The organism is Alphaproteobacteria bacterium, assembly GCA_024244705.1.
In the GTDB taxonomy this organism is placed as follows: Bacteria; Pseudomonadota; Alphaproteobacteria; order JAAEOK01; family JAAEOK01; genus JAAEOK01.
Genome location: JAAEOK010000036.1, coordinates 62,037 through 80,740, shown reverse-complemented (window position 1 = coordinate 80,740; position 18,704 = coordinate 62,037). Strand labels below are relative to the sequence as shown.

The window sequence follows — 18,704 nt, the reverse complement described above, 5'->3', positions numbered from 1 at the left end:
CCGTCAACAGCACCCCGAAATGATTCGGTTGACGATGCCCCCGGCGGACGGCATGTTCGCGCCAGCCGGCCCCGGCGAGGGGTCTAACGCAACGCCTTATTCCAAGCGATCATTGCCACCGATCATGAGCGCCGCCGTCTCCAGCGCTTCAGCTGCGACACACGACCCAATGCGCCACACTCTGATGGCCAATGCCATACGCGCATTGAGCATGGATGCAGTCGAAGCCGTTAAATCGGGCCATCCGGGGATGCCGATGGGCATGGCCGATGTCGCCACCGTCCTGTTCTCGCGGTTTCTGTCCTATGACCCCGGCCATCCGGAGTGGCCTGACCGGGACCGGTTCATCCTGTCGGCGGGCCACGGCTCGATGCTGCTCTACGCGCTGCTCCACCTCACCGGTTATGAGGACGTAACGGTTGCGGAGATCAGGAATTTCCGACAGCTCGACAGCCGCACCGCGGGACATCCCGAATACGGTCATGCGGCTGGAATCGAAACCACCACCGGCCCACTCGGCCAGGGGCTGGCCAACGCGGTCGGGATGGCGTTGGCCGAACGCATCCTCAATGCCCGCTTCGGCGACGACCTGGTCGCTCACTACACCTATGTCGTCGCCGGAGACGGATGCCTCATGGAGGGTATCAGCCACGAGGCAATTTCGCTCGCCGGCCATCTTGGCTTGGGCCGACTGATCGTGCTGTTCGACGACAACGGGATATCGATCGACGGGCCAACCGATCTCTCGGTCTCGGACGATCAATTGGCGCGGTTTCGCGCCAGCAACTGGGATGTCACCGCGGTCGACGGCCACGACGCGGGGGCAATCGCCGCCGCCATCGACGCCGCACGGCGTTCGCCGCAGCCGTCACTTATTGCCTGCCGCACGCGGATCGCCTATGGCGCGCCGACCAAAGCGGGGACCGCGGCCGCGCATGGAGCGCCGCTTGGCGCCGACGAAATCGCCGGCGCGCGCGAGACGCTCGACTGGCCCCACCCCCCGTTCGAGATCCCCGACCAGATTCGGTCGTGGTGGCTCGAGGCAGGCGCCCGGGGAACGGCCGCTTATGCGGCATGGACGCGCCGGGTCGAAGAAGCAGACGCGGAACGGCGCGGCGAATTCGAACGCATCCAAGCCGAAGATCTGCCCCACGGCTGGAAAGAAAAGCTGACCGCGTTCAAAGACGAGATCGCCGTGGCTCAGCCCAAACAAGCCACCCGTCAATCGTCCGGCGCGGTTCTCGACATACTGAGCGAATGCATCCCGGAACTGCTCGGCGGATCGGCCGACCTGACCGGGTCAAACAACACGAAAGCCAAGAACCAATCCGTCGTCACCCGCGATTCCTACGACGGCCAATACATCTTCTATGGCGTCCGCGAACATGGCATGGCGGCGGCGATGAACGGCATCGCCCTGCACCGCGGCCTCATTCCCTACGGCGGCACGTTCCTCATCTTCGCCGACTATTGCCGCCCCTCGATCCGTCTGTCGGCGCTGATGGGGGTCCGCGTCATCTATGTCATGACCCATGATTCGATCGGTCTCGGCGAGGACGGGCCGACGCATCAGCCGGTCGAACACCTCGCCTCGTTGCGGGCGATACCGAACCTCGACGTCTACCGGCCGGCCGACGCGATCGAGACCGCCGAATGCTGGGAATTGGCGCTCGAATCGCGCAACACCCCATCGGTCCTGGCGCTCACCCGTCAGGGCGTTCCCACCCTGCGCGGTGTGGATGGAGCGCAAAACCTGTCGGCGCGCGGGGCCTATATCTTGCGCGCGTCCGAAGGCGAGCCTCGCGTCACCCTGGTCGCGACCGGCTCGGAGGTCGAAATCGCGGTCACCGCCTGGGCTATGCTGCAGGCCGACAATATTCCGACGCGCGTGGTTTCGGCGCCCTGTCTCGAGGCCTTCGCGCGCCAGGATGCCGCCTATCGGTCATCGGTTCTGGGCGAAGATTCGGTGCGTGTCTGCGTGGAGGCCGGGGTCCGGCAGGGCTGGGACGCCATCATCGGCGACGACGGTGCTTTTGTCGGCATGCACGGTTTCGGCGCTTCGGCGCCGGCGGCGGATTTGTATCGGCATTTCGGCATTACCGCAGAGGCGGTCGCCGATGCCGCGCGCGAAAAATTGTAAGGTTCAGCGGAGGATTAGTCTTATGGCGGTTCGGGTCGCGATCAACGGTTTTGGGCGCATCGGCCGGCTCGTGTTGCGGGCCGCGCTGGCTTCCGGGCGGCGGGATATCGACTTCGTGGCGATCAACGATCTCGGCACCGCCGAGGCCAATGCCCACCTGTTCAAATACGATTCGATCCACGGCACGTTTCCGGGCGCGGTGCGCGCGACCAAAAGCGGAATCCGGATCGGCAACAAATCGATTTCGGTGCTGGCGGAGCGGGATCCGGCGAAACTGCCGTGGGACAAACTCGGGATCGACGTGGCCCTGGAATGCACCGGCTTGTTCGCCTCCAAGGACAAAGCCGGCGCGCATCTCGATGCCGGCGCCAAGCGCGTGCTGGTTTCCGCGCCATGCTCGAACGCCGACCTCACCGTCGTCTATGGGGTCAACGACGACAAATTGCGCAAGAGCCACAAAGTCATCTCCAACGCGTCCTGCACGACCAATTGTCTGGCCCCGGTCGCCCACGTGCTCAACCGGGCGGTGGGGATCGAAGAAGGATTCATGACCACGATCCATGCCTTAACCGGCGACCAGCGCACCGTCGACACCCTGCACAGCGATCTGCGCCGGGCGCGGGCCGCGAGCCTGTCGATGATCCCGACCTCGACCGGGGCCGCGCGCGCGGTCGGCCTCGTGCTACCGGAACTCAAGGGCCGGCTCGATGGCACCGCGATCCGCGTGCCGACCGGCAACGTGTCCCTGATCGACCTCCATTTCGTCGCCAAGCGCAAGACCGATGCGGAGGCGATCAACAACGCCATCGTCAAGGCATCGAAGACGCCACGACTCAAGGGCATCCTGAACACGAACGATGCGCCGCTGGTGTCGGTCGACTTCAATCACAATCCGGCGAGCTCGACCTTCGACCTGACCCAGACCCAGGTCGTCGAGCGCAAGCTGGCGCGCGTGTTGAGCTGGTATGACAACGAGTGGGGCTTTTCCAACCGGATGAGCGATACCGCGGTCGCGATCGGCAAGCTCGGCTGACCGCCGGATACCCGCAATCTTCGTCATCCCGGGCGCGGCGCAGCGGGTAACGGTGCGGCGCAGAACCGGGATCGACCCCGGATCAGCGAAGCGTCACGTCGTGCCGCATCGCATCAGGGACGACGAAATGGCGAGGGCCCAAACAGCGAGCGTGGAGAACGCCTTCTTCGCCGACCGGCTCCCGAACATTGACAAACCGTCCTAGTCGTCCTTAACCCAAGCCCTGGACTCGGCCGCATAGGATGCGAAGGAGGCGGAGACGCGGAAAGATCCCAAAGCCTCACCCGCTGTTATTGTTCATGAGTTGGCGCACGCCCGCGCCGCGCTGGCCGCCGCGGCGGCGCTCGACGTCTCGGTAACTCTGATTTCGCCGCGCAATTTCGCGGCCTACGGGGGTGCGGCCTATTTCGTCGCGATGATCCGTGCCGCCGCGGAAGGCTCGGCGGACGTTCGCTATTGCGCCGTCCTCGATTGCGGCCGTGCCGCCGGCCACGCGCTTGCCGCGTTCCGCGAAGGCGTGGCCTGCGTCTCGGTCCGCTTGCCCAAGGACCGGCGGACGCGCCTGCAGGCGATCGCCAAGGCCTATCGCGCCGAGGTCATTTCACCGATTCGCGGCGGGCTCGATCTCGCCGGCGCCGAGGATCCGGAGCGAACTTGCCGGGCGTGGCTGGCGCGAAAACGATCGGCCAAGAAAATAGCTGGTTCGGGCCGTTGCTAATTGCCCAACGGTGGGCTATTCAGTCGCCCAATTCCGACCCCGAGCGATCCAGGAAATGGCGATGAAAATCAGTCCTCGCGTACGCAAAATCCTCACTGGCTATGAAAGCGACTGCCCCGGTACCAAGGCCAACCTGGCCCGCATCCTCATGCATGGGCGGCTCGGCGGTAGCGGGCATGTCGTCATTCTGCCGGTCGACCAGGGTTTTGAACACGGGCCGGCGCGCAGTTTTGCGCCCAATCCCGCCGCCTACGACCCGCACTACCACTTCCGGCTGGCGATCGACGCCGGGCTCAACGCCTATGCCGCACCGCTCGGCATGATCGAGGCCGGCGCCGACACCTTCGCCGGCGCCATCCCGACGATCCTCAAGGTCAATAGCGCCAATAGCCTGTCCCGCGACAACGAGGCACCGACCCAGGCCGTGACCGGATCGGTCGACGACGCGCTGCGCCTGGGCTGCTCGGCGATCGGCTTCACCATCTATCCCGGCTCGGATCTGGCCTACGACATGATCGAGGAAATTCGCGATCTGGCCGAGGAGGCGAAAGCGGTTGGGCTGGCGGTGGTGGTGTGGTCCTATCCGCGCGGCGGTAACCTCAGCAAGGACGGCGAGACGGCCGTCGATATCGTCGCCTACGCGGCGCATATGGCGGCCTTGGCCGGCGCCCATATCATCAAGGTCAAGCCGCCGACCGAAGCGCTCGAACTCGAGGCCGCGAAGAAGGTTTATCAACAGCAGGGCATTCCGATTGCGACGCTCGCCGACCGTATCCGCCACGTCGTTCAATGCGCCTTCGACGGCCGGCGCCTGGTCGTCTTTTCCGGCGGCGCGGCGAAGGATCTCGACGGGCTCTACGACGAAGTGCGGGCGATACGCGACGGAGGCGGGACCGGTTCGATCATCGGCCGCAACACCTTTCAGCGTCCGCGGCAAGAGGCGCTGGCGATGCTCGACACGATCATCGGCATTTATAAGGGCAAGGCCTGAGCACCCCCAGTCCCCATGGCGAATGCCGGCTCTATCTGATTACGCCGGACCGCTTCGACCCGACGGCATTTCGCGACGTGCTTGCGGCGGCGCTCGATGCCGGTGACGTCGCCGCCGTTCAACTGCGGTTGAAATCGGCCGACGACGACGAATTCATGCGGGCGTGCGATATCTTGCGGCCCATCGCGCAGGAGCGCGACGTGGCATTCATCCTCAACGATCGCGTCGACTTGGTCACCGCGGCCGGGTGTGACGGTGCCCATGTCGGCGCCGACGACATGACCTATGGCGAGGCCCGTCGCCTCGTCGGCACCGACGCCATCCTCGGCGTGTCGTGTTACGCCTCGCCACACTTGGCCATGGTCGCCGCCGAAGCGGGCGCCGATTATGTCGCCTTCGGCGCCTTCTACGCGACGCGTACCAAGGAGGCCCGCGGTCATCCGACGCCGCAAATTCTCGAAGATTGGCACGCGGTGATGACCGTTCCGGCGGTGGCGATCGGCGGCATCAAGGTCGACAATTGCCGGGTCCTTGCCCGCGCCGGCGCCGATTTCGTCGCCGTGGTCACGGGGGTCTGGGACTATGCCGAGGGTGCGGCGGCGGCGGTCCGCGATTTCAACCGCGAGATCGAGCGCGCGTTCGAGCGCTAGCATTGCCTTGGGACAGGCAACCTGATAGGTTCCGCGCCCGAGATCGAAAGCTCTTCCTACATCATTCTAAAGTCATGAAAATCAACGGAAATGCGATCCGTCCCGGCAATGTGATCGAGCACAAGGGTCGGCTGTGGCGGGCGGTAAAGACGCAGCACGTCCAGCCCGGCAAGGGCGGCGCGTATTTGCAAGTCGAATTGAAGGATATCCGCGACGGCACCAAGCTGAATGAGCGGTTCCGCTCGAGCGAAACCGTGGAGCGCGCGCGGCTCGACCAGAAGCCGTATCAGTATCTCTACGCGGACGCCGACGGATACACCTTCATGGACACCGACACCTACGAGCAGATCTCGCTGAGCGAGGACCTGATCGGCAGCGATCAAGTCTCGTTCCTGCAGGACGGCATGATGGTCACCATCGAAAGCCATGAAGGGAGCCCGCTCGGCGTCGCATTGCCCGAGAAGGTGGTCCTGACCGTCGTCGAGGCGGATGCCGTGGTCAAGGGTCAGACCGCCGCCTCGTCCTATAAGCCGGCCGTGCTTGAAAACGGCGTGCGCGTCATGGTGCCGCCGCATATCGAGACCGGCACACGTATCGTCGTAAACACGGCCGACGTAACCTACGCCGAACGCGCGCGGGATTGAACGGACCCCTTGGCGACCCGTTCCGCTCTTATCAATGTGATGGTCGGCGCCGTCTTCAAGACGGCGCGCAAGCTGCTTCGCGACTTCAATGAGGTCGAACAGCTTCAAGTCTCGGAGAAGGGCCCGCGCGACTTCGTCACCACCGCGGACATTACCGCCGATCGGATGTTGCGGGAGATGTTGGGAGAGGCACGGCCGACGTTCGGGTTCCTGACCGAAGAGGGCGCCGCGACCACCGGTCGCGACGCCGGGAGCCGATGGATCATCGACCCCTTGGACGGAACCCTGAACTATCTGCACGGATTGCCCCATTTCGCCATATCCGTCGCCGCCGAGGTCGCCGGCAGGCTGGAGGCCGGTGTTATCTACGATCCGATCCGGGATGAATTGTTCTGGGCCGACCGCGGTCGCGGTGCCTATCTCAACGAGCGCCGATTGCGGGTCTCCGCGCGAAAACGTCTGCAGGACGCCCTGGTCGGTGTCGGCGGCCCGCTGCACGCGGAAGGCGGCCATACTCGCTATGGCGAAACCCTGGCACCGCTTATCGAAGCGACCGCGAGCTACCGGCGCAGCGGCTCGGCCGCGCTCGACCTCGCCTATCTCGCGGCCGGCCGATTCGATGGCTATTGGGCGGTCGGTCTTTCGGCTTGGGATATCGCCGCCGGATTGGTGTTGATACGCGAAGCCGGAGGCTTTGTTAGCGAGGCCGACGGCCGCGCCGTTACGCTTTCCAGCCGATCGATTGTCGCCGGCAACTACCAACTCCACGAGGAATTCGTGAAGATCGTGAAGAATCGTTAAGTATGAAGAAGTTAGAATATCAAATGCAGACCGCCCTGCAACCGCCAAACCGGTTGTCGCCATACGAACCTTGGTCTATTGTGCATAGCGATAGCATGCATACTGGGACAGGGTGGAGGCCGCCGCGGGGCGGCGACGGGACATGACCGGAAAATTATCTGAACGTCGTGCACGGCAATTTTCGGCAATGGCGGGTTCGGTCGCTGTGACCGTCTTGGTGGCGATGGCTGCGGGTAATTCCGCGGTCGCCCAATCGACGCCCAATGTCATCGTCGACCTCAGTGTCCTGAATGTTCAGGGCGGCTACGCCCCTTATCCGCCACCGAACTATGGCGGCGCACCGGCTTATGCTGCGCCGCAGCCGTATGGCACGGTACCGCAGGGTTATGGCGCCGCGCCGCAGCCTTATGGCACCGCGCCACAGGGTTATGGCGCCCCACCGCAGGGTTATGGCGCCGCGCCCCAGGGCTATGTTGCCGTACCGCAGGGGTATGGTGCCGTACCGCAGCCTTATGGCGCCGCACCGACCTATGGTCGGGTGCCGGCCTACTCCCCGCCTCCGGCGGTGGCCCAGACTGGACCGACCTACGGCGGCTATCTGCTGGTGCCGAACTCCGGGTTCGGACCACCGCAACCGACATTGTTGGCACCGCAAATACGGCCGCCATCGTCGGCGGTCGCCAGCGCGCCGAGAACCACTTCCCCGACGCCTTTGGTGCCGGCCGTTCGTCAAGCGACACCCACGGCAACCGCTGCGGTGGCGCCCGCGGTCGCACAACCGCCTGCGGCACCGGTGGCTCAGGCCAAACCGGCACCACAAGCGGTGCCCGCCGCGCCGCCGGCGCTGGCCACCAGTATCGCAACCACGATGCCGGCCCCGGCGGTAGCCGAAGGATCGGCCGATCCGGCGGACACCGAACCGGCGGCCGATGAGATGCCGGCGGCGAGCGCCGCGACGATCGCCGTTCCGCCGAGCCCCATCGTGCAACCTTCGCAGCCGAAGGCGCCGCCGTCGGCGACGGCGCCCGAACCCGCCGCTGTGCCCGCCCTGGCACAGGCGCCGGCTGCGGTGGCGCAAGCGCCGGCAGCGGTGGAAGTGCCACCACCAGCGGCGGCGACGGAGCAGGTCCAGGTCGCCGCGCGGACGCCGGCCGCTCAGACCGTCGATGGTGACACACTGTCGGTTCGGTTCGATCCCGGCAGTGCCGAATTCGGCGACGGCGTAGAGCTCGAAGCCGTTGCGGCTCAGCTCGGCGACGACGAGAGTCTTCGCGTACGGCTCGTTGCCTATGCCGATGGCAGCGACGAGGAAGCCAGCAAAGCCCGGCGGTTGTCGCTGTCTCGGGCGCTCGCCGTTCGCGGTCACCTGATCAAGCTTGGCGTCAGGAGCACCCGCATGGATGTTCGCGCGCTCGGCAACAAGGTCGAAGGTGGCGATCCCGACCGTGTCGACGTGATGGTAGTCACGCGGTGACCGAGCGGTCGCGACCATCGAGCCGCGCACCCCGCATAAATCCCGGAACGTAACAAGATGACCGGTATCGGCCTCTACCTCACCCGCATGCTGCTCTTTTTGCTGGTCGTCGCGGTTGCCGGATTTGCGCTCTATCAGGGGCTTTCCGGGGCCTTCATGGCCAACGTGGTGCTGAACGGCATCATCGTCGCGGTGTTTGTATTCGGCGTTTTGATTACTTTCCGCATGGTTCTGGTGCTACGGCCGGAAATCCGCTGGATCGAGGATTTCCGCGCCGACCAACCGGCCGAGACACAATCGCCACCGCCACGCCTACTGTCGCCGATGTCGAATATGCTCGGCGAACGCCGGGAAAAGATGAGCCTTTCGGCGACCTCGACGCGGTCGATGCTGGACAGTATCAGCGCCCGTCTCGACGAATCCCGCGACATCTCCCGGTATATGATCGGCGTGCTGATTTTTCTCGGCCTGTTGGGGACCTTCTGGGGCCTGCTGCAGACGGTGACCTCGGTCGGCCAGGCCATCACCAGCTTGAATTTCGGCAGCGGCGATTTCGCGGTCGTGTTCGAGGATTTGAAGGTCAGCTTGGAGGCACCGTTGAGCGGCATGGGCACGGCCTTCAGTTCGTCGCTGTTCGGCCTTGCCGGTTCGCTCATCCTGGGCTTTCTCGACCTGCAGGCGTCGCAAGCGCAGAATCGCTTCTACAACGACCTGGAAGAGTGGCTATCTGGGCTGACCCGGCTGTCGTCCGGCGGCTTTCTCGCCGAAGGCGACCAGTCGGTACCGGCGTACATCCAGGCCCTGCTCGAACAGACCGCCGAGAGTTTGTCGAATCTTCAGCGCATCATGGAATCCGGTGAAGAGAGGCAGGCCAGTACCGGCCGGTCGATGTTGCAGCTCACCGAGCAACTCGGGACCCTCAACGACCAATTGCGGGCGCAGCAGGATCTGCAGATCAAGATGGCGCAGCGCCAAGCCGAGACCGGCGTCGACGAGGCGACGCGGGCTCATATCCGCAATCTGGAAATCTACATGTCACGCATCCTCGAGGAGCTGTCGACCGGCCGTCCGCAGATGACGGAAGATCTGCGCCGGGAGATCAAGCTGCTCGCCCGCACCGTCGGCGCCCAGGCCGAGCGGGTCGACGGATAGCCGCAGGGGCGAGCCCCCATGAGTGTCCGCACGGCGCGCCGTCAAGGGCGCATTCTCGATATCTGGCCCGGCTTCGTCGACGCGCTGGCCGCGTTGCTGATTATCATCATCTTCGTCCTCATGGTGTTCATGGTCGCCCAGTTCTATTTGAACGAGACCTTGTCGAGCCGCGACACCGCGCTTGAACGGCTCAACAGCCGGATCAACGAATTGGTCGATCTGTTGGTCGTCGAACAGCAGACCGCCGACGACCTGCGCAGCACGCTGACCGGGCTGTCGGCCGATCTGCAGGCCTCCGAGACGACCAAGGAAGATCTGCTGGCGGCAATCGCCGAGGCCGAATCCGATCTCGAGGATCGCGATAAGAACATCCGGGAGATCGAAAGCAGCCTCGAAGAAAGTGGCGAGCTGTTGCTGGCCGAACAGGAGTTGTCGGAGAAAGCCAAGCTCGAGGTCGTCCTTCTCAATCGCCAGCTCGCCGCCCTGCGACGCCAATTGTCGCGTCTGGAAGCCGCGCTCGACGTCGCCGAATCAAAAGCCGAGGAGCAAAAGATCGAGATCGCCGATCTCGGCCAGCGGCTCAATCTGGCGCTGGCCGCCCGCGTCGAGGAGCTGGCCAAATACCGCTCCGAGTTCTTCGGCCGACTGCGCGAGGTCATCGGCGAGCGCGACGATATCCGAATCGTCGGCGACCGTTTCGTGTTCCAATCCGAGGTGCTGTTCCCGTCGGGATCGGCGGAGCTCGAACCGGAGGGCAAGGTTCAGTTGGCGCGCCTGGCCAACGCCTTGGTCGAAATTGCGGCCGAAATACCCGACGATCTGGACTGGAACCTGCGGATCGACGGGCACACCGACACGCGTCCGATCAGCACCGCCGCCTTCCCATCGAACTGGGAGCTTTCCCAGGCCCGCGCCTTAAGCGTCGTGCGCTTCCTGGCCGAACAGGGGATCGACGAGAATCGTCTGGTGGCGGCGGGCTTTGGCGAATTTCATCCGCTTGTCGACGGCGACAGCGCGGCGGCGCTGGCGCGCAACCGGCGCATCGAGCTCAAGTTCGATCAGCGATAAGGCCGCGACCCGGTGGCGTTCAAACGAGGAGCGCTTGCTTCTCGGCGGATTCATCGCCGGTCTCGAACTGCAGTTGCGCCAGCCTGGCATAGAGGCCACCCTCACGGACCAATTCGTCATGGGTTCCGGAGGCGACGATGCGGCCCTGGTCAATCACGAATATACGATCGGCCTTCAATACCGTCGCCAGGCGATGGGCGATGACGATCGTCGTCCGCCCCGCCATCAGCTTCTCCAACGCGCGTTGAACCGCAAGCTCGCTTTCCGCGTCGAGCGCGCTGGTCGCCTCGTCGAGGAGCAACAAGGCGGGGTCGCGAAGGATTGCCCGGGCGATCGCGATGCGCTGACGTTGGCCGACCGATAGTCCGGCGCCGTCTTCGCCGGTGGTGGTGGCAAAGCCGTTGGGAAGCCGTTCGATGAAATCCAGCGCTGCTGCTGCCGACGCCGCCGCGACAATCTCGTCATGCGATGCATCGAGTCGGCCGTAACGAATGTTTTCGGCGATGCTGGTGGCGAAGATCGCCGGTTCCTGGGGCACCACCCCGATACGGAATCGCAGTTCCGCCGTGTCGACCTGCCGCAGGTCGACCCCGTCGAATAGGATGCGGCCGGCCTGGGGGTCGTGGAAGCGCTGAATCAACTGAAAGACGGTGCTCTTGCCGGCGCCCGAAGGGCCGACTAGGGCGACACGGCGGCCGGGCTCGACATGCAGCGTGAAATCCCTGAGTGCGGGCATGGTGGCGCGGGTCGGATAGGCGAAGCTGACCGCCTCGAATTCGACCGCACCGCCGGGCGGTTTCGGCAACGGGGTCGGCACGTCGACCACTTGAATATCCGGCTCGACCTGGAACAACTCGACCAGGCGCTCGCTGGCGCCGGCCGCCCGATAGAGGTCGGCCATGAATTCGCTGGTGGTGGCCGAGGCCGACGCCACGACGACCGCGAAGAAGACGAAAGCGGACAGGTCCCCGGCACTGATCGACCCGTCCTGCAGATCGTGCCCGCCGACCCAGATGATGACCCCGACCGCGCAGAAGACCAGCAGGATGACCGTCGCCGCGAGCGACGCCCGCGCTCTCGTGCGCTTTACCGCAATTCGGAACGCCTCCTCGGCGAGCTTGCCGAACTGGCGCCGATCCTCGGGCTCATGGGTAAAGGCCTGCACGGTCTCGATACCGCCGATGGTTTCGCCGGCATAGGCCGATATGTCGCTGATGCGGTCCTGGGCCGTCTGCGACAGGCGCCGCAAGCGGCGTCCGAAGAAGATGATCGGAACGATGACGACGGGTACGACGAGAAACGTCAGGCCGGTCAGCTTGGGACTGGTTACCGCCATCATGATCGTGCCGCCGATAATCATCAGCACGTTTCGCATCGCCATCGATGCGGTCGATCCGACGACCCATTGCAGGACCGTCGTATCGGTCGTTATTCGCGACAGCACCTCGCCGCCGCGCACCGATTCGTAGAACGCCGGGCCGAGTCGCAAGATGTTGTCGAAAACGGCCCGCCGCAGGTCGGCGGCAACCCGTTCGCCAATCCACGACACGTAATAGGTACGCAAGAAAGTCGCCACGGCGAGTACGCCGATGATCACGAACATCAGTCCGAGCGTTTGGTCCAAAAGCCCTTCGCCGCCGCCTTGCAGTCCCCTGTCAACCAGCCAGCGGAGGCCGCTGCCGAAGGCGAGAACGGCGCCGGCGGCGAGGATCAAGGCGATCAGCACGATGAGAGCACGCGCACGATAGGGGACGACGAAGGGCACGATATGGCGCAGCTGCCCCAAATCCCGACTGGGCGGGGATTCGAGGCTCTTTCGGACCGGCAGTACCCGAAGTGACACCGATCGTGCTCCTTTGTGCGGTATGACACCTGCGCGATGGCTGTCGCGTCGACGCGCGAGCCGTTCGCCGCCCCCTAATACCAGTCGGCCCCGGCGACAACAACTATCCACCGCATCGCGGGGCGGCACGCGCTTCGGGGTTGAACCTGGGCCCGACATCCGATATACACCGCCGGTCTTTTTGCCGGAGCTGCGATATGAAACAGGACATCCATCCCGACTACCATGAGATCACCGTGGTCATGACCGACGGCTCTGAATTCACGACCCGTTCGACCTGGGGCAAGCCGGGTGACGTATTGCGGCTCGACATCGATCCGAAGTCGCATCCGGCGTGGACCGGTGTGCACCGTCTCGTCGACAGCGGCGGCCAGCTGGCGCGTTTCAACAAGCGCTTCGAGAGCTTCGGCCTCAAATAGGCGAAGCGCGGGAACGGCCGATCGAGGGCGCCGGTGACGGCGCCCTTTCGCATTTCGGGCCCCGAGTTCAGGCCTTGTAATTGTTCCCACACCACCTAGATTCCAATTATTGGAGCGCCGCATCCGCGGGTTCCAAGAAATGACAGGACCGCACAATCGGGTGGGTCCGAAACTGACATGTTGCTCATAGGAGGATATGCAGCCATGCGTACATTCGATCTGAATCCCCTTCTTCGTTCTTCCATCGGTTTCGACCGTGTCAATCGCGTCCTCGAGGCGGCGACCCGCCTGGACGACAGCGCGTTTACCTATCCGCCCTACAACATCGAGAAAGTCGGCGACAACGAATATCGCCTGACGATGGCGGTTGCCGGCTTTGCCGAGGACGACCTCGACCTCACGGTCAAGGAAAGCACCTTGATCATCCGGGGCAAGGCCAAGGCCGATAGCGAGAACGCCCAGTACATGCACCGCGGCATCGGGCGGCGCGCCTTCGAGCGCCGGTTCGACCTCGCCGACCACATCGAGGTGCGGGGCGCCAGCCTGGTCAACGGGCTGTTGAACGTCGACATGGTGCGTGAGATTCCGGAGGCCATGAAGCCGCGGACGATCGCCATCGAGACCAAGGCCGGTAACGACGTCAAGACCGTCGAAGCCAAGGCCGCCTAAACCAAAATGACGCCGTCGGGGATCGGGTTCGGGCCGATTGGGGCGATCGCCCTGGCTTGGCGCCTGATCCCGGCGGCGGTTCTGTTTTCCCTGTTTTTCGTGTTTCCCGGGTCGCTGATGTGGCTCGGACTGCTCGGCTTCATCCCGCTCGCCCTCGCCTTGACCGGGCGTGGCTGCGGGTGCGGCCGCCGGCCGATCGGGATGTGGCCGTCTTTCTAGCTCAACCGTCGATTTTCAGCCGCTGCAACGCGCTTCGGATCGGGTCGGGAACCCGGGTCGGGCGGCGGCTCTGGCGGTCGACGAAGACGTGGACGAAGTGGCCCGCCGCCGCCGCCTCGTCATAGGTTTCCCCGAACAGGCCGATCTCGTAGCGCACGCTCGAATTGCCGATATGGCCGACGCAGAGCCCGGCCTGAACGGTCTCCGGAAACGTCAGCTCGTGATAGAAGCGGCAACTATTTTCTATGGCGAGACCGATCACGGGGCCATTGACGATGTCGAGCCCGCCTTCGCGGACCAAGTACGCGTTGATCACGGTATCGAAGTAGGAATAGTAGACCACGTTGTTGACATGGGCATAGATGTCGTTGTCCATCCACCGCGTCGGGATGGCCAGGAAGTGCTTGTACTTGTCGCGCGTCTTGCGCCAGGCGTCGTCGGACATCGTGGCTTTCCAGTATTCAAGGACAGGGCGAACGCTGCCGGCGTCTTAATAGCAAAGACCGTCGAAGCCCGGCTATAGCCATGCGCAAACTGGCCATGGCGGATTTCTATCTTGGTTTGAATTTACAATTTTTAGTTGGTTGAATTCAAATCTTTTTCAACTATACTCGTCACAATTGATAGGCTGGAGAGACCGGCAACCGATGCCATGCACGTTCACTTGCGAACGCCCCGCGCCCTATGGCGAACAGCCGCCCGGATGCCAGTTCACGAATGCTGCGGTATCGCCGGACCTCGGCAACGACCAGTTCTGCGCCTTTCATCTTCCGAGCGATATCGCCGACCGACGCGGTGCAAGAAAGGGGGACTGGGCCGACGCGGAGGAAGCGAAGTTCGGGGCGGCTCTGGACCGATACATCGCTGACGCGCGGAATCGGGGCCGCATCGTCGACCTGACCGGTCTCGTATGTCCCGTTTCGGTGACGATCGACGGCGAAGCCGAACTCCAATTCCTGGTCCATGATGCCATTTTCTCGCGCCGTTTTTCATTGCAGGGCGCGACCCTCGACGGCGAGACCCTGATTTCCGAATCGGTCTTTCGATCGGAATTCGCGATCCGCGACGCCGCGCTGGGCCAGAATTGTACGCTGGCCGGCAACGTGTTCGAGGGCCCAGCGGCGATCAGCGACTGCCGGAGCGGCGGCGGGCTCGGCCTCGATCGCAACCATTTCGCCCAATCGCTGGCAATCGAATCCTGTGCCTGTTCCGGCCTCGAGGTGGCCGGGTCCCAGGTCGCCGGACCGACGATTATCCGATCGCTCGACTGCGAGGGTAAACTGCGCCTGTCGGACTTGCGGCTTGGACCGAATACGCGATTCGAAGACTGGACGATCGCCGGTTTCGCCCATATCGGCGGGGTCATGGTCGGGCCGCATTCGGCATTCGACCGAATCTCGATCGCCCGTCCCGGAATCATTTCAGGCCTGGAAATCGGCGAGCGATCGCGAATCGCGGCCGTCCGCTTCGAATATGGTGCCGCGGTCAGCGCCGCGAAGGATGCGCCGATGTCCCTGGGGCCGAATTGCACCTTGACCGACTGCGAATTCGGCCCCAGCTCGCTATTCCGGGGCTTGCGCGTCGGGGACGGTTCGCGGATCGCCAAATCCCGGTTCGGTCACACGACGGCATTTCGGAACATTGTCGTCGGTGACGGTGTCTCCTTTCAATCGAATGACTTCGGCAAACAGGTTACGTTCAAGACCTGCGCATTCGGCGCCGGCGTGACCTTCGACGACAGCCGGTTCGGTGATGAGCTCCAGTTCGAGGCCTGTCAATTCGGTCCCGACGCGAATTTCACGGCCGACATTTTCGGCGACCGATGCCGGTGGACACTATGCTCATTCGGTCCAGGTGCGGGGTTTGTCGATTGCAAGTTCGGCCGCCAACTCGGCCTCGCCGATTCCGTTTTTCTCGGCCCGGCCTCTTTCGCCGGCGCGGCGTTCGCCGCCGACCTGCGTTTCGACCGAGCGACCTTCGAGGGCGATTGCGATCTGTCCGCCGGCCTGGAAACCGACGCTGGAGATTCCATGGCCCTCCGCGACGCATCTTTCAGAACGACGACGTTCAAGGGACGGGCGATATTCCGCGGGCGCCGCTTTCTTGGCGCGGCGGATTTCCATGGCAGCAGATTTCACGTCGCACCCGAATTTTTCGGCGCCGCCCTGCCCGAGGGCACCACCTTCCAGGGTGCGCATTTCGGAAACCGCAAAGGAACCGCGGACGTCGATGCCGCCGCCTACCAGATATTGCAGGACACCATGGAGAGGGTCGGCAATCGGCGGGAACAGCGACGATTCTTCGGCTATCAGCAGGACGCCATGCGTCGTTCCGGCGCGGCGACCGGCTTCCGATGGATCCGTTCCTATCTCTACAAGCTGGGATCGAACTACGGACAGAGCCTGGCGCGCCCGGTGGTGCTATTCGTCATGGCCGCGCTGTTGCCGTGGCTCATCTATTCCTTGGTCCTCAGCGCCTATGGCGCTTCCGCGGCCGGCGCGGCATTCTTCTACGCCGCCGATCAATTTCTGCGCCCGTTCTGGATTTGGTCGCCGACCTACGATCCGCCGCCGGGCTTGGCCGTTGCATGGAACCAAGCGCGCTGGGTGTTCATACTTGTCGGCACCCTGCAGTCCATCGCCGCTTTGGCGGCGCTGGCCTTCTTCATCCTCAGCCTTCGATGGCGGTTGACGCGCGACTGACCTGCCCGCAACGCCTATAGAAACCCGTCCATGGCGTCGAGGGTGGCGTCGGGGGCCTCGACCATCATCATATGCCCGGCCCGGGGCAGCACGACCATCTCGGCGCCGGCGATGGCCTCGGCCAATTTGCGGCCGGCCTTGACCGGGGTCATGCGGTCTTCGGCGCCGCCGATCAGCAGAGTCGGGCAGGGCACCGCGCGCGCCGCCTCGAGGCCGCCCTGATAGGCATTGGCCGCGGCCATGTCGACGCCCAAGACACCGCTCGGACCTTCTTCGAGCAGGCGCAGTCCGCCACCTGTCATCCACATGCCCGGCGCGCGATGGCCGCCGACGTGGGCCGGCCGGCCGAAGCCCCAGTCCGTCACCAGGTCCATGGCCAGGTGATCGCCGGTCTGGGCCGCGTTCAACAAATCGGGGTGAACCGGCATCGCCGCCGTGCAGCCGAGCAATGCCAGGGCGCGCACCCGTTCGGGATGCCGCGCCGCGCATTCCAGTGACGCCAGGGCGCCGAGCGAATGGCCGGCGAGCGCCGCGCGCTCACACCCGGCCGCCGCGACCAGCTCGGCGATCCAGTCGGCCACCGCCTCGACCGATGCCAGCGGTGGCCCTTCCGACCGCCCGTGGCCGGGCAGGTCGACCGCCAGTACGCTGCGGCCATGGTGGGCGAAGTAGCGGGTCTGCAGCGACCACACCGTGTGATCCATGCCGGCGCCGTGGACCAGGACCAGCGCCGGCTGGGCGGGGTCGAACGGGCGTCCACCGGTGTGGGCATAGACGCGGCGGTCGTTGACGGCGATCTCCATGCCGGTCCTAGGCCTTCTGGGACGCGCGCAGGGCCTGGCGCAAATCGTCGACCAAATCGTCGGCGTCTTCGAGGCCAACCGACAGACGAACCAGCTCTTCGCCGATACCCGCGGCGGCGAGCGCGTCGGCATCCATTTGCTGATGGGTGGTGCTCGCCGGGTGGATGACCAGGGACTTGGCGTCGCCGACATTGGCGAGATGGGAAAACAGGCGCAGCGCCTCGATGAACTTACGGCCCGCCGTGCGTCCCCCCTTGATGCCGAAGCTGAAGACCGCTCCCGATCCCTTGGGCAAATAGTGCTTGGCCCGCTCGTGATCGGGATGATCGGGCAGCTCTGGATAGCTGACCCATGCCACCTCCGGCGCATTCATCAGGAACTCGATGATCTTGCGGGTATTCTCGACATGGCGCTGGACGCGGAGCGGCAGGGTCTCGACGCCTTGCAGCAAATAGAAGGCGTTGGCCGGGCTCATGCAGGCGCCGAAATCGCGCAGCCCTTCGGCGCGGGCGCGCATGATCATGGCGGCGGGTCCGAATTCCTCGGCGAAGTCGAGTCCATGGTAGCCGGCATAGGGCTCGGTGAGGGTCGGGAATCGGCCCGAACCTTCCCAATCGAAGTTGCCGCTGTCGATGAGGACGCCGCCGATGGCGATGCCGTGCCCGCCGATGAACTTGGTCGCCGAATGCATGACGATATCGACGCCGTAGTCGAACGGCCGGCACAGATAGGGGGTCGCGAAGGTGTTGTCGACCATGACCGGAACGCCGGCCGCATGGGCGATCGCCGTCACCGCTTCGAGATCGATGATCTCGAGGCCCGGGTTGCCCAGGGTCTCGCCGAAGACGAGGCGCGTTTCCGGGCGGATCGCGGCGGCGAACCCATCGGTGTCGCGCGGTTCGACGAAGCTGGTGGTGATGCCGAAGCGCGGCAGCGTATGGGTGAACATGTTGTGGCTGCCGCCGTAGAGGGACGACGAGGCGACGATGTGGTCGCCCGCGCCCATCAGCGTGGCGACGCCGAGATGGAGTGCCGCTTGGCCGCTGGCCGTGCAGACCGCGCCGACGCCGCCTTCGAGCGCGGCCAGTCGTTCCTCGAGAACCGCCACGGTCGGGTTCGAAATGCGCGAATAGATGTGGCCGGCGCGTTCGAGATTGAACAGCGAGGCGGCGTATTCGGTGTCCGGAAACAAATAGCTGGTGGTCTGAAAGATCGGCACCGCGCGGGCGCCAAAATCGGGGTCCGGATGCTGCCCCGCGTGAAGGCTCAAGGTGTCGAATTTCAGGTAGTTGGGCTCGACCATTTCCTGTCCGCCGTTAGTGATGGAAACGCCCCGGTTCCGGGCGCGCCACCTTATAGCAGGCGAATTCCGGATTGC

Annotated in this window: 18 protein-coding genes; 14 read left to right on the top strand and 4 right to left on the bottom strand. The window is 64.5% G+C overall.

Going from position 1 to position 18,704, the window contains the following annotated elements:
• Positions 1-124: 124 nt before the first annotated feature.
• The 10 genes from tkt to GY791_04865 all read left to right on the top strand — a co-directional run bounded on the left by tkt (position 125) and on the right by GY791_04865 (position 10,671).
• Positions 125-2,140 (top strand): transketolase, encoded by a 2,016-nt coding sequence (gene tkt / locus GY791_04910; protein MCP4327761.1) that lies wholly within the window; start codon positions 125-127, stop codon positions 2,138-2,140.
• 22 nt (positions 2,141-2,162) lie between these two features.
• Positions 2,163-3,173, top strand: a complete 1,011-nt coding sequence (gap, locus tag GY791_04905) for a type I glyceraldehyde-3-phosphate dehydrogenase (GenBank protein MCP4327760.1) — start codon at positions 2,163-2,165, stop codon at positions 3,171-3,173.
• A gap of 304 nt (positions 3,174-3,477) precedes the next feature.
• Positions 3,478-3,891, top strand: coding sequence for a hypothetical protein (locus GY791_04900; GenBank protein ID MCP4327759.1), 414 nt, complete (start codon positions 3,478-3,480; stop codon positions 3,889-3,891).
• Positions 3,892-3,952: 61 nt separating this feature from the next.
• The gene (locus GY791_04895) at positions 3,953-4,882 is read left to right on the top strand and encodes a class I fructose-bisphosphate aldolase (protein MCP4327758.1); all 930 of its coding nucleotides are present in this window, start codon (positions 3,953-3,955) and stop codon (positions 4,880-4,882) included.
• A complete protein-coding gene (gene thiE / locus GY791_04890; protein MCP4327757.1) occupies positions 4,879-5,532 on the top strand; it encodes a thiamine phosphate synthase in 654 nt (217 codons plus the stop codon). Before GY791_04895 ends, thiE begins: the two co-directional genes overlap by 4 nt.
• Positions 5,533-5,606: 74 nt before the next feature.
• The gene (efp, locus tag GY791_04885) at positions 5,607-6,176 is read left to right on the top strand and encodes an elongation factor P (GenBank protein ID MCP4327756.1); all 570 of its coding nucleotides are present in this window, start codon (positions 5,607-5,609) and stop codon (positions 6,174-6,176) included.
• Between the two features lie 9 nt (positions 6,177-6,185).
• On the top strand, positions 6,186-6,977 hold the full coding sequence (locus GY791_04880) for an inositol monophosphatase (protein ID MCP4327755.1): 792 nt from the start codon (positions 6,186-6,188) through the stop codon (positions 6,975-6,977).
• A 187-nt stretch (positions 6,978-7,164) separates the two neighbouring features.
• Positions 7,165-8,451, top strand: coding sequence for a hypothetical protein (locus GY791_04875; GenBank protein MCP4327754.1), 1,287 nt, complete (start codon positions 7,165-7,167; stop codon positions 8,449-8,451).
• A 57-nt stretch (positions 8,452-8,508) separates the two neighbouring features.
• The gene (locus tag GY791_04870) at positions 8,509-9,603 is read left to right on the top strand and encodes a flagellar motor protein MotA (protein ID MCP4327753.1); all 1,095 of its coding nucleotides are present in this window, start codon (positions 8,509-8,511) and stop codon (positions 9,601-9,603) included.
• A gap of 18 nt (positions 9,604-9,621) precedes the next feature.
• Positions 9,622-10,671, top strand: a complete 1,050-nt coding sequence (locus tag GY791_04865; protein ID MCP4327752.1) for a peptidoglycan -binding protein — start codon at positions 9,622-9,624, stop codon at positions 10,669-10,671.
• A gap of 19 nt (positions 10,672-10,690) precedes the next feature.
• Here GY791_04865 and GY791_04860 read toward each other — a convergent pair whose 3' ends face one another.
• A complete protein-coding gene (locus tag GY791_04860; protein ID MCP4327751.1) occupies positions 10,691-12,673 on the bottom strand; it encodes an ATP-binding cassette domain-containing protein in 1,983 nt (660 codons plus the stop codon).
• Positions 12,674-12,711: 38 nt separating this feature from the next.
• Here GY791_04860 and rpmE point away from each other — a divergent pair, with 38 nt between their 5' ends.
• The 3 genes from rpmE to GY791_04845 all read left to right on the top strand — a co-directional run bounded on the left by rpmE (position 12,712) and on the right by GY791_04845 (position 13,821).
• Positions 12,712-12,933 (top strand): 50S ribosomal protein L31, encoded by a 222-nt coding sequence (gene rpmE, locus GY791_04855; protein MCP4327750.1) that lies wholly within the window; start codon positions 12,712-12,714, stop codon positions 12,931-12,933.
• Positions 12,934-13,137: 204 nt separating this feature from the next.
• A complete protein-coding gene (locus tag GY791_04850; GenBank protein ID MCP4327749.1) occupies positions 13,138-13,602 on the top strand; it encodes an Hsp20 family protein in 465 nt (154 codons plus the stop codon).
• Positions 13,603-13,608: 6 nt separating this feature from the next.
• Positions 13,609-13,821: a hypothetical protein gene (locus tag GY791_04845; protein MCP4327748.1), complete on the top strand. Its 213-nt coding sequence runs from the start codon at positions 13,609-13,611 to the stop codon at positions 13,819-13,821.
• A 1-nt stretch (position 13,822) separates the two neighbouring features.
• Here GY791_04845 and GY791_04840 read toward each other — a convergent pair whose 3' ends face one another.
• Positions 13,823-14,266 (bottom strand): acyl-CoA thioesterase, encoded by a 444-nt coding sequence (locus GY791_04840; GenBank protein ID MCP4327747.1) that lies wholly within the window; start codon positions 14,264-14,266, stop codon positions 13,823-13,825.
• Positions 14,267-14,468: 202 nt separating this feature from the next.
• Between GY791_04840 and GY791_04835 the strand changes: the two genes are divergently transcribed.
• Complete coding sequence (locus GY791_04835; GenBank protein MCP4327746.1) at positions 14,469-16,523, top strand: hypothetical protein; 2,055 nt, start codon at positions 14,469-14,471, stop codon at positions 16,521-16,523.
• A gap of 14 nt (positions 16,524-16,537) precedes the next feature.
• On the opposite strand, the gene GY791_04830 is transcribed toward GY791_04835, so the two are convergent.
• A complete protein-coding gene (locus tag GY791_04830) occupies positions 16,538-17,326 on the bottom strand; it encodes an alpha/beta hydrolase (protein MCP4327745.1) in 789 nt (262 codons plus the stop codon).
• A 7-nt stretch (positions 17,327-17,333) separates the two neighbouring features.
• Positions 17,334-18,629, bottom strand: a complete 1,296-nt coding sequence (locus tag GY791_04825; GenBank protein ID MCP4327744.1) for an O-acetylhomoserine aminocarboxypropyltransferase — start codon at positions 18,627-18,629, stop codon at positions 17,334-17,336.
• Between the last annotated feature and the right edge of the window lie 75 nt (positions 18,630-18,704).

Bases quoted from the DNA above. Each gene is read 5' to 3' on its own strand.
- GY791_04870 (MCP4327753.1), top strand. From the start codon at position 8,509: ATGACCGGTATCGGCCTCTACCTCACCCGCATGCTGCTCTTTTTGCTG.
- GY791_04830 (MCP4327745.1), bottom strand. From the start codon at position 17,326: ATGGAGATCGCCGTCAACGACCGCCGCGTCTATGCCCACACCGGTGGA.
- tkt (MCP4327761.1), top strand. From the start codon at position 125: ATGAGCGCCGCCGTCTCCAGCGCTTCAGCTGCGACACACGACCCAATG.
- GY791_04895 (MCP4327758.1), top strand. From the start codon at position 3,953: ATGAAAATCAGTCCTCGCGTACGCAAAATCCTCACTGGCTATGAAAGC.
- efp (MCP4327756.1), top strand. From the start codon at position 5,607: ATGAAAATCAACGGAAATGCGATCCGTCCCGGCAATGTGATCGAGCAC.
- GY791_04835 (MCP4327746.1), top strand. From the start codon at position 14,469: ATGCCATGCACGTTCACTTGCGAACGCCCCGCGCCCTATGGCGAACAG.
- GY791_04840 (MCP4327747.1), bottom strand. From the start codon at position 14,266: ATGTCCGACGACGCCTGGCGCAAGACGCGCGACAAGTACAAGCACTTC.
- GY791_04875 (MCP4327754.1), top strand. From the start codon at position 7,165: ATGGCGGGTTCGGTCGCTGTGACCGTCTTGGTGGCGATGGCTGCGGGT.
- rpmE (MCP4327750.1), top strand. From the start codon at position 12,712: ATGAAACAGGACATCCATCCCGACTACCATGAGATCACCGTGGTCATG.
- GY791_04845 (MCP4327748.1), top strand. From the start codon at position 13,609: ATGACGCCGTCGGGGATCGGGTTCGGGCCGATTGGGGCGATCGCCCTG.
- gap (MCP4327760.1), top strand. From the start codon at position 2,163: ATGGCGGTTCGGGTCGCGATCAACGGTTTTGGGCGCATCGGCCGGCTC.
- GY791_04850 (MCP4327749.1), top strand. From the start codon at position 13,138: ATGCGTACATTCGATCTGAATCCCCTTCTTCGTTCTTCCATCGGTTTC.
- GY791_04825 (MCP4327744.1), bottom strand. From the start codon at position 18,629: ATGGTCGAGCCCAACTACCTGAAATTCGACACCTTGAGCCTTCACGCG.
- GY791_04860 (MCP4327751.1), bottom strand. From the start codon at position 12,673: ATGTCGGGCCCAGGTTCAACCCCGAAGCGCGTGCCGCCCCGCGATGCG.
- GY791_04865 (MCP4327752.1), top strand. From the start codon at position 9,622: ATGAGTGTCCGCACGGCGCGCCGTCAAGGGCGCATTCTCGATATCTGG.